The following is a 15,626-nucleotide window of genomic DNA, read 5'->3' on the forward strand; positions in this document are numbered from 1 at the left end:
AATATTGCTCTTTACAATAGGTATAATTATTTTAAATATGTTTAACATTGGCAATACACAGAATTTAACATAGACAGCTATAATATCTTTCAGAAAAGGAAAAAAGAATGATATTTTTGAGTTGCTGCGAAGTAACCGAACAGTAACGCTTTTTAAGGCAAGGAGGCTTCTTTTATGAGAAAGATATTACAGAGAAATGAGAAAGTGGAGCTTAACAGTTTTATAGATGAATTTGTAAAGGCAAGACAGAAATACTTTACACCAGGTCAGGAATGGCTGGAAGCAGAGCTGGCGGAGGAAAAGATTAGCGTGTATATGGATAAAGCACAGCTGGAAAAAGATCTGGATGAGCTTGTAAAGACCAGTTTGATGTATGGCAAGGTACGGAATCTGGAAATGAAGATTCAGGTGAAAAAGACTGCAGATGGTGCTGGAATCTGTTTCTCGGATAATGGTGTTGGAAACTGGAGAAATAAGAGCATCTGTGTAACAGGAAAGCCTGGCAGAGGCCTGGAAACAAAGAAAATCTGGGGCGTGCAGGTTGCCTGAGTGTCAGTTTATTAATGGTTTGAAAAAGGTTCTTTGCAAGACAAGTCAATATGGAAATCAGATCGCAGAGGATTATGAAAATACAGGATTTCTGAGGTCTGTTTTTATAGTATGTGGCAAAAAAAACGGCAGCCCGGTACTTTCCGGGCTGCCGTAAATTTTTCAGACACGCTTTAGAGCCTGTTTGAAAGATCAGATGTTCAGAAGATCGCTGAATACCTTAAGAGCACCGTCTGTATTGTGTGCAAGTACACGTTTCGCAAGAACTTTACCAAGCTGAACGCCTTCCTGGTCGAAGCTGTTCAGATTCCATACGAAGCCCTGGAACATGATCTTGTTCTCAAAGTGAGCAAGCAATGCACCAAGGGAAGCAGGGGTAAGCTGCTGACCGATGATAATGCTGGACGGACGTTTACCCTTGAAGTTCTTGTTCAGGTTCTCATCCTCTTTACCGCAGGCAAATGCAACAATCTGAGCTGCCACGTTAGCGCAGAGCTTCTGCTGGCTGGTGCTGTTCTCAATGTCAACATCTACGCCAAGCTGGCTGTTCTTAAAGCCGATGAACTGAAGCGGGACAATGTCAGAGCCCTGATGCAATAACTGATAGAAGGAATGCTGACCGTTGGTTCCTGGCTCTCCGAAGATAACCGGACCTGTTACGTAGTTAACCGGCTCGCCGAAACGGTTTACGGTTTTACCATTGGACTCCATGTCACACTGCTGAAGGTGTGCCGGGAAGCGGCTTAATGCCTGTGAATATGGAAGAACAGCTGTGGAAGGATATCCCTGCACATTTCTCTCATAGATACCGATAAGGGCATCCAGCATATCTGGGTTCTTCATAAGGTCACGGTTTGTTGCAAGCTGATCCTCAGCTGCAGCACCTTCAAGGAGCTGAGCAAATACTTCCGGTCCGAATGCCAGGGAAAGGATTGCTCCGCCTACGCCGGAAACAGAAGAGTAACGGCCTCCGATGTAGTCATCCATGAAGATGGCGGTAAGATAATCTTCACTCTTTGCAAGAGGGGAAGTCTCACTTGTAACGGCAAGCATGTGTTTGGAAGGATTCAGACCTGCTTTTGTCAGGGCATCCTTTACAAATGCTTCGTTGGTCAGTGTCTCAAGGGTTGTACCGGATTTGGATACAACGATGAATAAGGAGTGTGCAAGGTCTACAGAAGCAAGTACTGCAGCTGCATCATCCGGGTCAACGTTGCTGATGAACTTCGCTTCCATCTTGAATGTGTTATTGGCCTTCGCCCAGTTCTCCAGTGCGATGTAAAGAGCACGGGGACCAAGGTCACTTCCGCCGATACCAATCTGAACGACTGTGGTGAATTTCTCACCAGCTTCGTTGGTGATCTCACCAGCATGAACCTTATTTGCAAAATCAGCAGCTTTTTTCTGCTGAGCAACGTAGAATTCACGTTTGTCTACACCATCTACAACAACCGGGTTACCAAGCTGCTTACGTGCAAGGTGATGAAGAACCATACGGTTCTCTCCGGTGTTGATCACTGCACCATTATATAATTCCTGAAATTTGTCGATCAGCTGTGCCTCGTCAGCCAGTTTCGCAAGTGCGGATAAAACGGTTTCGTCTACTTCTTTGGCTGCATAGTTGTAAGAAAGACCAGCTGCCATTGGTGTACTATAATCAGCTACACGCTTGCCACCTTCTTCACCAGACAGAGCTGCCGCAATGTCTACGTGATTCTTAAGCTCTTTCAGTTTGCCAAAAGAATCAAGTGTGTCAAGATTTTTCCATGTTGCCATAATATAATTCCTCCTTTAAATGGTTGAGACTATAGTTGCTGTTCAAAGCTTGTTCAGCAACGGATTATGCTCTCAAAGGAGTCTCACTGTGAGACCCGTATCGAAATCATTATACTGAAAAATTTATAGAATTTCAATGCAAGGATGAAGATTCTTGAAAAATTAACATTAATATAAGAAAGAATGGGGCTGATATGAAAAAAAGAACATAAAAGCTGGAGAAAAAGAGTGGATAGAAGTAAAAAAACAGCCGACAGAAGCTGAAAAATGTTTCTGTCGGCTGTTTGAACGGACCTTTGCAATAGGTTTCTGCATTGGTCAAGTTGAATGTGAGGGATGGATTACTCCTGTGTAATTCCGGTTACTTCATAGCCAGCGTCTTTGATTACCTGGCGGATTTTGTCCTCGTCCACTTTCTCTGGTGCTGAGAAAATAGTAGTTCCGGCATCATGGGAGGATACAACATCCTGTACCCCAAATGCTTCCTGGATTGCTTTGTTTACGTGTGCTTCGCAATGTCCGCACATCATTCCTGTTACATTAACTGTCACTTTTACCATGGTATTATTCTCCTTTTTGTTAGTATTGTTATTAATATCGCTGCATTCGTTCAAAAGCTTGCAGCTGTTATTAATCGTTTGTTCTGCATCTGAAGTTTTATCTGCATTGAATGATTTTGAGAAAACAGCAGATGATGCTTCAGAGAAATCAGCAATATTTCCAGAATTGGATTCTATGGAAACCGGATTCTTGACTTTTTTATCTTTAACTGCGTCATGAATTTTAAACAGGTTTAGCCTCAATGCGTTGGTAACTACACAGAAGCTGGAAAGGCTCATGGCAGCAGCGCCGAACATCGGGTTCAAGGTCCATCCGAAAATTGGAATCCATACGCCGGCAGCCAGCGGAATACCAATTACATTGTAGAAGAACGCCCAGAAGAGATTCTCGTGGATGTTGCGAAGAGTAGCGCGGCTCATACGGATAGCAGCTGGCACGTCGGAAAGCTGGCTTTTCATAAGGACAATATCTGCTGCGTCGATGGCTATATCCGTTCCGGCACCGATGGCAATACCAATATCTGCTCTGGTAAGGGCTGGTGCGTCGTTGATTCCGTCGCCAACCATGGCAACCTTGCCTTTTTCCTTCAGGGAGCGGATGACGCTCTCTTTTCCATCTGGAAGGACGCCTGCAATAACCTGGTCAACACCTGCCTGTGCGCCGATGGCTCTGGCCGTGCGCTTGTTGTCTCCGGTAAGCATAACTACGTGGATACCCATATTCTGAAGCTCTTTGACCGCCTGTGCACTGTCCGGTTTGATTACATCAGCAACTGCAATGATTCCAAGAAGTTTTCCATCTTTTGCGAAAAGAAGAGGAGTTTTTCCTGCTTCGGCAAGCTTCTCGGCCTGGTTCATAAGAGACGGAGAGACAGCTGCCAGAGTGTTGATGTATTTCATGCTTCCGCCGATAAGCGTGGAAGCGCCAAGCTTCGCAGAGAGTCCATTGCCGGGAAGAGCCTGGAATTCTGTGACTTCCTGGGCTGTAAGACCAAGGCTTGCAGCTTTTTCCAGAATGGCTTTCGCAAGAGGGTGCTCGCTCTTTTTTTCAAGGGCGTAGGCAAGGGTGAGAAGATCGTTCTCAGATACGTCGTCTGCAGGGAGAATGTCAGTAACCTCCGGCTGACCGTTTGTGATGGTTCCGGTTTTGTCAAGGGCTACGATCTGAACCTTTCCGGCTTCCTCAAGGGAGACGGCTGTTTTGAAAAGGATACCGTTTTTGGCACCCATTCCGTTTCCAACCATAATGGCAACCGGAGTGGCAAGACCAAGGGCGCATGGGCAGCTGATGACCAGAACGGAAATTCCTCTTGCCAGGGCGTAGCCAGCCTCATGACCGGTAAGCAGCCAGACAATAGTTGTTATAATTGCAATGGTGATAACAGCAGGTACGAAAACACTGGAAACACGGTCTGCGATTTTTGCAATAGGAGCTTTGGTGGCTGCAGCATCACTGACCATTTTGATGATCTGGGAGAGGGTGGTGTCTTCGCCAACGCGGGTAGCTTCACATTTGATGAAACCAGACTGGTTGACTGTGGCTGCGGAGACAAGATCTCCGGCAGCTTTGTCAACAGGGATACTCTCACCTGTAAGGGCAGATTCGTTGACTGCACTGGAGCCTTCGATAATCACACCATCCACCGGGATGTTTTCACCAGGGCGAACAACAAAGGTGTCACTTTTTACAACCTGGTCAATGGGAACGGTGGCTTCCTGGCCGTTTCGGATGACAACGGCAGTCTTGGGAGCAAGCTTCATAAGACCTTTTAAGGCATCCGTGGTCTTGCCCTTGGAACGGGCTTCCAGCATTTTTCCAACGGTGATCAGGGTCAGGATCATAGCGGCAGATTCGAAATAGAATTCCATCATGTAGTGCATGACAAGTTCGGAATTGCCGTCAACCTGGGCTCTGGTCATGGCGAACAGGGCGTAGACACTCCATACAAAGGAGGCCATGGAGCCGAGAGCTACCAGGGTATCCATGTTCGGAGAGCGGTGCCACAGACTCCTGAAGCCACTGATGAAAAATTTCTGATTGATGACCATGACGATTCCTGCAAGAAGCAGCTGTACAAGTCCCATGGCGATATGGTTGCCATCAAACCAGGCTGGCAGCGGCCATCCCCACATCATGTGTCCCATGGAAAAGTACATCAGCACCAGAAGAAAACCTACTGAGGCAATAAGCCGTTTCCTGAGGAGTGGCGTTTCGTGATCTTCCAAGGCTTTCTCAGCATCGGAAACGGATTCCGTCTGACCGGAAGCACCCTTCAGGCTGCAGCCGTATCCGGCTTCTTCTACAGCTGAGACAATGGCAGAGGCTGAGGCAGTTCCTTCCACTCCCATGGAATTGGTAAGCAGGCTTACGGAGCAGGAAGTAACTCCCGGAACCTTGTTTACCGCTTTTTCCACACGGGCGCTGCAGGCTGCACAGCTCATGCCGGTGACGTTGTATTGTTCCATAATAAATTCCTCCTTCGAATACAGTGTTTCGATACCAACGGACTGCTCTGCGCATTCGTACCTCCGCAGGCAGGTACACATTCGGAATGCGCTGGTATCTCACTTCATTAGCTTCTGCAAAGTTGCAACCAGCTCATCAATGGTTTCGTCTTTACCATCACGGATATCTCTTGCCACACAGGTTCGGATATGATTGGCGAGAAGTTCCTTATTAAATGCATTCACAGCAGCATTTACAGCTGCTGACTGAATAAGAATATCGTTGCAGTAAGCGTCATTCTCCAGCATTCCTATAATCCCCCTTATCTGGCCTTCAATACGTTTCAGACGGTTTACCAGCTTCCTGCGCTCTGCTTCGGAACGATCGGTGTGCTTGGTACAACAGCAGGAACAGACCTTCTTGGTAGGTTCCTGGCTGGAAAGAGTTTCTGGATTGGCTGCGGTGTGGCTGCAGCAGGATTCGGATTTATAATCAGCTGTCATAGGCGGACTCCTTTCCTTATATACCCCTTAGGGGTATGTATTTGATGAAACTAATATATACCCTGGCGGGGTATTTGTCAATAAGTAATTCACAGAAAAACTGAGAATTGCGGCGCGAAACCATGCGAAAGCATGATTCCTGTGTATCGCGAAGCGTGTTGCTATGAACGGAGTGAATAGTAATCTGTTTGAAAAATTATTCCCGCAATCTGCACGCCCCACTTTGCGGTATATTTCTTCCGAATTTGTTTGCGTAGTCAGCTACGGCGTCTTCATGCTACGGTGCCCTCATCCGGACGAAATCTCCCACAAATTGTGCCGCACATCTTGCGGAACGCATTTTTTAAATACACTATAGTTCATAGAAAATACATAAAAAGTTCATAAAAAATATATAATAATATGGTACATATTAAATATCCGAGTCGAATATGTATAATGGTTATAGCGCAAAGGTTGCATCATAAACATGATGCGCAAAAGAGAATCCGGTGAGAGTCCGGAACGATGCCGTCACTGTGTAAGGGAGCTGCTTCAGAGCCCACTGGGAAACCGGGAAGGGGGAGCAGTGTTGACCGAAGTCAGGAGAACTGCCTTTGCGTGGAATCTTAGGTCTGCGGTACACAGAACTTGTATTCTCATAACGATACATGAATATTTCCTGAATGTTTTTTGGAAGAAAAGTGTGTATATGAGAATGTGTGCAGTCGCAGAAAATGCGGCTGTTTTTATGCAATGGGAGATTGGTGATAGATTTCCCATAGGATTCTTTATACGTGATTCTATCCGGAAATACAAAAAAAGAGGAAAAAGAAATGAAAAGAAAATCTTTATTAGCAATCCTTCTTGCAGCTTCTATGGCAGCAAGCATGACAGCAGCAACAGCAACTGTTGCATTTGCAGAGACAGAGGAAGCAGCAGAGGAGACAACAGACGATGCAGAGGCAGCTGACGATGGGGAAGAAGCTGATGATGCTGAGACAACAGACGATGCAGAAGAAGCTGATGATGTTGAGACAACAAGCGATGTTGAAGTAGCTGACGATGCAGAAGAAGCTGATGATGCTGGGACAACAGACGATGCAGAAGCAGCTGATGACACTGCAGATGCAGATAAGGAAGCGGCTGATAAAGTAGCAGCACTTATCGATGCTATTTATGTTCAGGAGAGAACAGATGATACAGATAAGCAGTGCAAGGAAGCTAAAGAAGCATGGGATGCCCTTACAGATGCTCAGAAAGAGCTTGTAGAGGGAGAAGAGGCCAGCCCAGAGTATTTCGGACGTGATACAGGTGATGCTTCCAAGGATGATCCTCGTAATCAGGACGAGATCGGTGAGAATGAGCTTCTTGTAGTAAGCTTTGGTACATCCTTTAACGACAGCCGTGCAGAGGATATTAAGGGAATCGAGGATGCTCTTGCAGAAGCATTCCCGGATTGGTCTGTAAGAAGAGCATTTACCGCTCAGATCATTATCAACCATGTACAGGCAAGAGATGATGAGAAGATTGATAACATGCAGCAGGCACTTGACCGTGCAGTAGCAAACGGTGTTAAGAATCTTGTAGTTCAGCCTACACATCTTATGCATGGTGCTGAGTACGATGAGATGGTAGAAGCTATTGATGCTTACAAAGATAAATTTGAATCTGTAGCAATCGCTGAACCAATGCTTGGTGAGGTTGGCGATGACGCTACCGTTATCAACGATGACAAAGCTGCTGTTGCTCAGGCAATCACAGATGAAGCTGTAAAAGAAGCTGGATATGACAGCATGGAAGCAGCTGCAGAAGATGGAACCGCATTTGTATTCATGGGACATGGTACTTCCCATACAGCAAACGTTACATATGATCAGATGCAGACCCAGATGGAGAAACTTGAATTCACAAACGCATTCATCGGTACTGTAGAAGGTGAGCCAGAGGATACAGCTTGTGATGAAGTTATCAATAAAGTAAAAGATGCCGGATTCAAGAAAGTAATCCTTCGTCCGCTTATGGTTGTTGCTGGTGACCATGCAAACAATGATATGGCTGGTGATGATGATGACTCCTGGAAGAGCATGTTCGAGGCTTCTGGAGATTTCGATGAGATTGACTGCCAGATCGAAGGTCTTGGAAGAATTGACGCTGTTGAGCAGCTTTATGTAGCTCATACTCAGGCAGCTATTGATTCCATCGCGAAATAATTATCCTGGTATAAATTGTTATTGCAACAGAACAAAAGCAGCTGCTCCTACACTGTGGGGCAGCTGTTTGAGTAATAAAACAAATACGGCACACACAAGTGTACCGTAAATAAAGAAAAAGCAAGGAGAGTTATTATGAAACGTTCATTAGTCATTTTATTAACAGCTGTAAGTATTTCCGCTATGACAGCAGGAACTGCATTCCCGGCATTTGCAGAAGCCACAGAGGCTGAGGCAGAGGAAACCACAGATGGTGCAGAGAATGCCGCAGACAGCGAACTTGAAGACGGTGTTTATGGTGTAGAGTTTGACACAGACAGCAGTATGTTCCATGTAAATGAGGCTTGCAACGGAAGAGCTACCCTCACTGTAAAGGATGGTAAAATGACCGTTCATATTACTCTCGTTTCCAAGAATATTGAGAATGTTTTCCTTGGAACAGCAGAGGATGCACAGAAAGACGGTGCCGAACTGATTCAGCCTACTATTGATAAGGTAACTTACAGCGATGGCATGACAGAGGAGGTTTATGGATTCAATGTTCCAGTAGAGAAGCTGGATGAAGAATTTGACCTGGCAATCATTGGTAAAAAGGGCAAATGGTATGACCATAAGGTAAGCGTTACGGATGTGCAGGAGCAGACTGAGGAAGAAAAAAATGCAGTTGAGATCGGTGAGGAAGAGAAAAGTGAAGATGCTGATACAACTACAGATGCAGCTGCCGAGGAAGAGAATAAGGATTGATCAATAATCTGAAAGGGACATCACATGAGCGAAAACGGTTCATGTGATGTCCCTTTTTATATTTATTTTGTTTTGCCCTCTCCGGCAAAATATTCTTTTGTCAGCTTCACAACTGTACCGGAAAGCAGGAACAAAGCAATCAGGTTGGGAATTGCCATAAGACCGTTAAATGTCTCTGCAATGCTCCACATCAGTCCAAGGTTGGCAGTTGCGCCAAGGATGGCAACCAGGGAATAAATAACCATAAATGGTTTGATCACTTTTTCAGAGAACAGGAACTCGATGCAGCGGGCACCGTAAAGTCCCCATCCGACTGCTGTGGAAAAAGCGAAGCAGCACATGGCAACTGCTGTAAAAATGGATACCCAGCTTCCATATGTAGAAGTAAATCCAAGGATCGTAAGCTCTGCGCCAGCTGCTTTTCCATAATCAACAGCAACGCCGCTGCAAAGGATAACCAGTGCAGTCAGTGTACAGATCACGATGGTATCTGTAAAGACTTCGAAAATACCGAACATACCCTGTTTTACAGGCTTTTTGGTATCTGCACACGCATGGGCAATGGATCCGGTACCAAGACCAGCCTCGTTAGAGAAGATACCACGGGAAACACCTTTTTTTAAACTGGTGAACATACTTAAAACAATGCCGCCTGTTACAGCTCTGGGCTGAAATGCCCCTCTGAAAATAGAAGCGAATACAGCTGGTACATTCTGAATGTTCAGAAGGATAACTCCCAGTCCGAGAAGAATGTAAAGCAGAGCCATAAATGGGACCAGCTTTTCGGTGACATGGCCAATTCGTTTGATTCCTCCAAGAAGGATCATGGCGATCAGAATGGCAATTATGATTCCGATGATCAGGTTGGAAGTGGAAACGGCGCTTTCGCTGATCACGTTATAATTCAGCAATGCAGAATTGATCGCAGTGGTGATAGTGTTGACCTGTGTGGCGTTGCCGGTACCAAATACAGTGAGCACGCCGAATGCTGCGAACAGATAAGCCAGCCAATGCCATTTTTTGCTAAGCCCGTTCTTGATGTAATACATGGGACCGCCTACCAGTTCGCCGTTGGCATTGATCTCACGGTAGTGTACCGCCAGGGTGACCTCAGCATATTTGGTACACATGCCAAACAGTGCAGAAACCCACATCCAGAATATGGTTCCGGGACCGCCGATCGCGATAGCGCCTGCTACACCGGCAATATTGCCAGTACCAACCGTGGCTGCAAGTGCTGTACACACTGCCTGGAAAGGCGTGATAGCACCGTCAGATGCGTCGCGTTTGCGGAAAATACGTCCAAGGGTTGTTTTGATTGCGTAGGGGAATTTGCGGATCTGAAGAAAATTGGTGCGGATACTAAGATAAAGACCAACTCCGAAAATACAGACCATTGCAGGAACGCCCCAGATAAAATTATTTACAGCGGTGTTGATGGTTTCGATTATTTGCAGCATAAAATACCTCTCTGGAAGTTTTTTTTGATGTATGCGAACGGAACTTCTTCCATGTCACACACATTATTAAACTGGTGCAGCCAGAGCCTGTTTGAAAAATCATTCTTGCAATCTGCACGCCCCATCTTGTGGGAAATATTGCAGAAAGCTTTTTTCAAACACGCTCTGGAGCTTCATTTATGTGAAGACATGACAACTACTGCACCATATTTAGCGGATAAAATTTGTCTTGATCTTATCTTCCGCCTGAGGAACTGCAATACCTGCCGCTTTCCCTGCTTCCAGGGATTTCAGAAGCCATGCCATATTGTTTCCAAGTGAGCGCATGATCTGAAGTCCTTCTTCATCCTGTGCAACTTCTGCAGGAGTATTTCCGTGAACCATGTTCCAGTAGTTAGCAGATACAACAGGCATTTCATGATAGCTGAAATATTTCTGAAGAACGTCTAAAGTAGCTGTGGTGCCGGCTCTTCTTGCAGAAGCAACTGCTGCAGCTGGTTTGTGGAGCATGTCTTTGCCTGCCATGGAGCAAAGCTTATCCATAAATTCAATGATCTGTCCGGATGGGGAAGCCCAGTATACCGGAGAACCAACGATAAGCGCATCTGCTTCCTTTAATTTTGCCGCGGCGGCTTTTACATTATCTGTATCCGGATTCCCAGCCTGGAAAATCTCAGTATCAATTCCATTATGATTCAGTGTTTTTGCCACTTCACTAAGTGCAGTAAAAGTACAGCCTTCCTTGCGCGGGCTGCCATTTAAGAGTAAAACCTTCATGTTTTTCATCCTTTCTGAAGTAAGTTATATCAGACTGCGATAGCCGCAATCTGTATGCATCATCTCTCTAAAGCGGTAATGTATCTTCTTATTATACGATAGAAATAGTTGGATTTCAAGAGAATGGTTTTATTTTAAAAACACAATATGTTCACAATTTAAGATTATAATAAAAACATTTGAACTATTCAGCAAATATTATTCCGCAAGGTATTTTATGTGAATCTGGCTCACATAAAAATCGAAATCTTCGGCGTCCCACTTTGCGGTATATTTTGCCTGAATTGGTGAATGGTTATAAACAGTTATTATGCGACAGAAAGGAAGTAGTAAGTGCTTCAGATCAAAGACATACACAAAGAATATAGAACAGGAAATTTGGTACAGCGTGCCCTGGATGGAGTGAGCCTTAGTCTTCGGGACAATGAATTTGTGGCAATTCTTGGTCCCAGCGGTTCGGGAAAAACCACTCTTCTGAATATTATTGGTGGTCTTGACCGGTACGATAGAGGCGATCTGATCATCAATGGGATTTCTACGAAAAAATATAAAGACAGGGACTGGGACTCTTATCGAAATCATACCATAGGATTTGTGTTTCAGAGTTATAATCTGATCCCACACCAGACAGTTCTTGCAAACGTGGAGCTTGCCCTTACCATTTCCGGTGTATCAAAAAGTGAGCGGAGACGCCGTGCAAAAGAAGCTCTGGAAAAAGTAGGCCTTGGTGCCCAGATCCACAAAAAGCCAAGTCAGATGTCAGGCGGTCAGATGCAGCGAGTGGCAATTGCCAGAGCACTTGTAAATGACCCGGAAATTCTTTTGGCGGATGAGCCAACAGGAGCCCTGGATTCAGATACCAGTGTACAGGTTATGGATCTTTTGCAAGGGGTCGCAAAGGAACGATTGGTAGTAATGGTCACCCATAATCCGGAGCTTGCCCAGCTTTATGCCACCAGAATCGTGACGGTAAAAGATGGGCGGATCCTTTCTGATACAGATCCGTTTGTGATAGACAGCGAGAGCATGGCACCTCCTGTTCACAAGAATATGGGAAAATCCTCCATGTCCTTTTTTACTGCACTTTCCCTTAGCTTTCAGAATCTGAAGACTAAGAAAGCCCGGACCTTACTTACTTCTTTTGCAGGCTCCATCGGTATTATCGGAATTGCGCTGATCCTTTCCATATCAAATGGTGTAGACAAATACATTACAAATATGGAAGAAGAAACACTTTCAGAATATCCGTTGCAGATACAAAGCACAGGAGTGGATCTTACCTCTATGATGATGGGAGCAGCCACAGCGCAGAGTGGGAAAAAGGATGGGGAAGTAGGAGTTGCCCAGATGGTGACTAATATGTTCTCCAAAATGAATTCCAATGATCTGGAGTCTCTGAAGGTTTACCTGGACAGTAATGAAAGCAGCATTTCCCAGTATGCAAATTCGGTGGAGTATACGTATTCTGTTTCTCCCCAGATTTTTCTGGAAAATGGAAAAAATATCCGACAGGTAAATCCGGACAAATCTTTTTCGGCTATGGGTTTGGGCTCTGGTTCCTCCAACAGCATTATGTCTTCTACCATGAGCACTGATGTTTTTCATGAAATGCCGGAAGATGCTGATCTTTATAAGGATCAATATGACGTGAAAGCGGGAAGATGGCCTGAAAATTATAAAGAATGTGTACTGGTGCTTACTTCACAGGGCGATATCAGTGATTTTCTCCAGTACACTCTTGGGCTTCGGGACGGTAAGGAACTGGATGATATGGTTCAGAAATTTATGGCAGAAGAGGCAGTGGAAACGCCAGAAAACGAGGGCCCATACACCTATGATGAAATCCTGGGGAAGAAATTTAAGCTGGTAAACAGTACCGATTATTATGAATATGATGAAGAATATAAGGTCTGGAAGGATAAATCAGACAACAGCTCTTATATGAAAAAACTGGTGAAAAACGGAGAAGATCTGACAATTGTGGGAATTGTCCAGCCTGTGGAAGGTGCCACTGCTTCCATGCTCACTGCAGGAATCTGTTATACCCCGGAGCTTACCAAACATGTGATCGAGAAGGCTGCTTCCAGTGAAATTGTGAAGCAGCAGCTGGCGGATGAAAAGATAAATGTTTTTACCGGAGAGGAATTTGGAAAAGAAGACAATGAGAACAGTAAGTTTGACATGGAATCCCTTTTTTCCATTAACGCGGATGCCCTGCAGGAGGCCTTTCAGGTAGATCTCAGTGGATTTAATATGGACCTGTCCAGTCTTTCGGGGCTGTCCTCCGGATTGAATGTGGAAATGCCGGATATGCCTGACATGTCAGCTCTGGCTGGAAATATAAATCTGGATGAGAGCAGTATGCCGGATCTTTCCAAGCTTATCAAGCTGGATGACCTTGATCTGGATCTTTCCCATATGATTGATCCGGAAGAAATTCTGAAAAATCTTCCGGCAGACCAGGTTCCGGATATGAGTCAGGCGCTGAAGTCAGTGAAGTTTGATTTTACAGAAGAGAAGGTAACTGCTTTGCTGAAAGAGGTTCTTACTGGTTATCAGGAAAGCATTAAAGATAAACCGGAAGCAGATATGGATAAAATGCAGGCAGCATTGAAGCAGTATCTGACATCAAAAGAGATGAACGAACGTCTGTGCAAGGATCTGCAGGAGCTGGTGAAAAATAACGTGAACGTGGATATGTCTTCAGAAAAACTGATCGCAGTGGCTGTGGGGCTGATGAACCAGTATCAGGAGTATGCCAAGGCAAATGGTATCACCCAGACAGATGTGGCTAGCATTCTTGCCTTTTTAAGTCAGGGGGAAATCCAGCAGCAGATCAAAGAGGAAGCAGAGAATCTGGTTAAAAACAGCGTGACAGTGAATATTACCACAAAACAGATACGGGATCTTCTTATGCAGGACGTTGTAGCTGCTTATCCGGAGTATGCCAGGAATAATTCCCTTCCGGACCCGGCTAATCTGGGAACCTATTTTCTGGAATATATGCAGACAGAGGATGGGCAGAATCGTCTCATGAATGGACTTATGACTCTTGTGGATACCAGCGAGGTGCAGACGCAGTTTTCCCAGGCAATGGAAACTTACATGAAATCCATGATGACTTCTTTCACAGATGCGATCGCAAAGGGGATTGAGTCAAAATTCACAGAGATAATGGAACAGGTGGAAAAACAGCTTACGAAGGGAATCCAGACTGCTATGGAGCAGATGATTGGAAATATCAGCTCCGGTATGCAGGAGGCAATGCAGTCTGTGATGACCAGTGTATCATCGAGTCTTACTTCTGCCATGAGCCAGGCTATGAGCGGACTTGGCGGATTGGGAAGCGGCATGGGAAATATGGAAGATGCGCTTTCCATTAATCCGGAGGCTTTTGCAAAAGCAATTCAGATGAACATGAATGAGGACGACCTCTCAGAGCTCATGATGTCCCTGCTGTCATCTGAAAATTCTTCTTATGACGGAAATCTGAAAAAGCTTGGATATGCAGATCTAAATGTTCCTGGCGGAATTAATATCTATCCAAAGGATTTTGAAAGTAAATCAGAAATTGTAGGTATTCTGGATCAGTATAACGCGGATATGGAAGCGGCAGGAGAGGATGAGAAGGTGATCACTTATACGGATCTTGTGGGAACGCTGATGTCGTCAGTTACGAATATTGTAAATATTATCAGTTATGTTCTGGTGGCTTTTGTAGCGATTTCCCTTGTGGTTTCTTCCATTATGATCGGTATTATCACGTATATCAGTGTTCTGGAGAGGAAAAAAGAAATTGGTATTCTAAGAGCGATTGGTGCTTCCAGGCACAACGTGTCACAGGTGTTCAATGCGGAGACGTTTATTATCGGATTTTGCGCAGGTGCTATGGGGATTGGAATTACATTGCTTCTTCTCATTCCTGCGAACAGCATTATCCGGTCACTGGCTGACGGAGTGAATGTGAAGGCGGCTCTTCCTCCTGTAGCAGCAGTAGTTCTGATCGGACTGAGCGTGGTTCTGACTCTTCTTGGCGGACTGATCCCATCAAGAAAAGCTGCTAAAAGTGATCCGGTGACAGCGCTTCGAACTGATTAAAATAACAGAATTTGATGACTGATTTTGACCATCATTATAAAATACAGAAAAATGCAGGGTTCAGGTTGGGGCACAGCCTGATATCTGCATTTTTTTGTGATTTATGGATATTACTATTCGTACAGCCAATAGTAAATAACCGCTATATTGACCTGTCTGATCTGTCATATACTGCGCCAATGTGGCTGATACTTAATTTTCACTGTACTGGAGCGCGTCTGAAAAATCATTCCAGCAATCTGTACGCCCCACTTTGCGGTATGTTTCGCCCGAATTCGGTTGCCGTAGCCTGCTACGACGCCCTCATCCGGACAAAATCTCCCACAAATTGTGACGTACATCTTGCAGAAAGCTTTTTTGAACATGCTCTGGCACATCGTTGCATATAAAAAATCAAAAACAGTCAAAATAATTCATATTTGTGCAATTGTAATAAATCATAAGTGAAAATCTTGTGAAAAAGATTGATTGACTTTGACTGTATATGAAAGTATAATAAGCACAACAAATCAAAAACAAGC

11 protein-coding genes, 1 pseudogene and 1 riboswitch are annotated in these 15,626 nt (G+C 44.8%); of the genes and pseudogenes, 5 read left to right on the forward strand and 7 right to left on the reverse strand.

Translation table 11 applies throughout. From position 1 onward, the window contains the following. Nucleotides 1-174 precede the first annotated feature (174 nt). The gene (locus ACESTK_RS06300; protein ID WP_148461890.1) at nt 175-549 is read left to right on the forward strand and encodes a hypothetical protein; all 375 of its coding nucleotides are present in this window, start codon (nt 175-177) and stop codon (nt 547-549) included. 192 nt (nt 550-741) lie between these two features. Here ACESTK_RS06300 and ACESTK_RS06305 read toward each other — a convergent pair whose 3' ends face one another. The 4 genes and pseudogenes from ACESTK_RS06305 to ACESTK_RS06320 all read right to left on the reverse strand — a co-directional run bounded on the left by ACESTK_RS06305 (nt 742) and on the right by ACESTK_RS06320 (nt 6,160). Beyond that, nucleotides 742-2,325 carry a glucose-6-phosphate isomerase gene (locus ACESTK_RS06305; RefSeq protein WP_118579504.1) on the reverse strand — a complete coding sequence of 528 codons (1,584 nt, stop codon included), beginning with the start codon at nt 2,323-2,325 and terminating at the stop codon, nt 742-744. A 341-nt stretch (nt 2,326-2,666) separates the two neighbouring features. Then, nucleotides 2,667-5,351 carry a heavy metal translocating P-type ATPase gene (locus ACESTK_RS06310; protein ID WP_237963837.1) on the reverse strand — a complete coding sequence of 895 codons (2,685 nt, stop codon included), beginning with the start codon at nt 5,349-5,351 and terminating at the stop codon, nt 2,667-2,669. 99 nt (nt 5,352-5,450) lie between these two features. Then, on the reverse strand, nt 5,451-5,834 hold the full coding sequence (locus tag ACESTK_RS06315; protein ID WP_373119179.1) for a metal-sensing transcriptional repressor: 384 nt from the start codon (nt 5,832-5,834) through the stop codon (nt 5,451-5,453). A 161-nt stretch (nt 5,835-5,995) separates the two neighbouring features. Continuing rightward, nucleotides 5,996-6,160 (reverse strand): annotated as a pseudogene (locus ACESTK_RS06320) (DUF6783 domain-containing protein). Nucleotides 6,161-6,270: 110 nt separating this feature from the next. Further along, nucleotides 6,271-6,447: riboswitch (cobalamin riboswitch) on the forward strand. A 202-nt stretch (nt 6,448-6,649) separates the two neighbouring features. Between ACESTK_RS06320 and ACESTK_RS06325 the strand changes: the two are divergent. Together ACESTK_RS06325 and ACESTK_RS06330 are read left to right on the forward strand one after the other, a co-directional pair. Next, nucleotides 6,650-8,026, forward strand: coding sequence for a sirohydrochlorin cobaltochelatase (locus ACESTK_RS06325; protein ID WP_204453532.1), 1,377 nt, complete (start codon nt 6,650-6,652; stop codon nt 8,024-8,026). A 135-nt stretch (nt 8,027-8,161) separates the two neighbouring features. Next, on the forward strand, nt 8,162-8,770 hold the full coding sequence (locus ACESTK_RS06330) for a hypothetical protein (protein WP_226838095.1): 609 nt from the start codon (nt 8,162-8,164) through the stop codon (nt 8,768-8,770). A gap of 62 nt (nt 8,771-8,832) precedes the next feature. Here ACESTK_RS06330 and ACESTK_RS06335 read toward each other — a convergent pair whose 3' ends face one another. The 3 genes from ACESTK_RS06335 to ACESTK_RS06345 all read right to left on the reverse strand — a co-directional run bounded on the left by ACESTK_RS06335 (nt 8,833) and on the right by ACESTK_RS06345 (nt 11,007). Beyond that, nucleotides 8,833-10,230, reverse strand: coding sequence for an alanine/glycine:cation symporter family protein (locus tag ACESTK_RS06335; protein WP_373119181.1), 1,398 nt, complete (start codon nt 10,228-10,230; stop codon nt 8,833-8,835). Beyond that, entirely contained in the window at nt 10,190-10,369 is a 180-nt protein-coding gene (locus ACESTK_RS06340) for a DUF6783 domain-containing protein (protein WP_368072545.1), read from the reverse strand. Before ACESTK_RS06340 ends, ACESTK_RS06335 begins: the two co-directional genes overlap by 41 nt. Nucleotides 10,370-10,440: 71 nt before the next feature. Further along, nucleotides 10,441-11,007, reverse strand: coding sequence for a flavodoxin family protein (locus ACESTK_RS06345; protein WP_118579516.1), 567 nt, complete (start codon nt 11,005-11,007; stop codon nt 10,441-10,443). Between the two features lie 333 nt (nt 11,008-11,340). Here ACESTK_RS06345 and ACESTK_RS06350 point away from each other — a divergent pair, with 333 nt between their 5' ends. After that, nucleotides 11,341-15,105, forward strand: a complete 3,765-nt coding sequence (locus ACESTK_RS06350) for an ATP-binding cassette domain-containing protein (protein ID WP_373119183.1) — start codon at nt 11,341-11,343, stop codon at nt 15,103-15,105. A gap of 260 nt (nt 15,106-15,365) precedes the next feature. Next, nucleotides 15,366-15,494 carry a DUF6783 domain-containing protein gene (locus tag ACESTK_RS06355; RefSeq protein ID WP_313721186.1) on the forward strand — a complete coding sequence of 43 codons (129 nt, stop codon included), beginning with the start codon at nt 15,366-15,368 and terminating at the stop codon, nt 15,492-15,494. The last annotated feature ends 132 nt before the right edge of the window (nt 15,495-15,626 follow it).

This window comes from Ruminococcus sp. Marseille-P328 (assembly GCF_964249465.1).
GTDB lineage: Bacteria > Bacillota > Clostridia > Lachnospirales > Lachnospiraceae > Blautia_A > Blautia_A faecis.

What these genes read in the sequence shown, in the direction of transcription:
- ACESTK_RS06300 (WP_148461890.1), top strand. Translation starts at nt 175, where the DNA reads ATGAGAAAGATATTACAGAGAAATGAGAAAGTGGAGCTTAACAGTTTT.
- ACESTK_RS06305 (WP_118579504.1), bottom strand. Translation starts at nt 2,325, where the DNA reads ATGGCAACATGGAAAAATCTTGACACACTTGATTCTTTTGGCAAACTG.
- ACESTK_RS06310 (WP_237963837.1), bottom strand. Translation starts at nt 5,351, where the DNA reads ATGGAACAATACAACGTCACCGGCATGAGCTGTGCAGCCTGCAGCGCC.
- ACESTK_RS06315 (WP_373119179.1), bottom strand. Translation starts at nt 5,834, where the DNA reads ATGACAGCTGATTATAAATCCGAATCCTGCTGCAGCCACACCGCAGCC.
- ACESTK_RS06325 (WP_204453532.1), top strand. Translation starts at nt 6,650, where the DNA reads ATGAAAAGAAAATCTTTATTAGCAATCCTTCTTGCAGCTTCTATGGCA.
- ACESTK_RS06330 (WP_226838095.1), top strand. Translation starts at nt 8,162, where the DNA reads ATGAAACGTTCATTAGTCATTTTATTAACAGCTGTAAGTATTTCCGCT.
- ACESTK_RS06335 (WP_373119181.1), bottom strand. Translation starts at nt 10,230, where the DNA reads ATGCTGCAAATAATCGAAACCATCAACACCGCTGTAAATAATTTTATC.
- ACESTK_RS06345 (WP_118579516.1), bottom strand. Translation starts at nt 11,007, where the DNA reads ATGAAGGTTTTACTCTTAAATGGCAGCCCGCGCAAGGAAGGCTGTACT.
- ACESTK_RS06355 (WP_313721186.1), top strand. Translation starts at nt 15,366, where the DNA reads ATGTTTCGCCCGAATTCGGTTGCCGTAGCCTGCTACGACGCCCTCATC.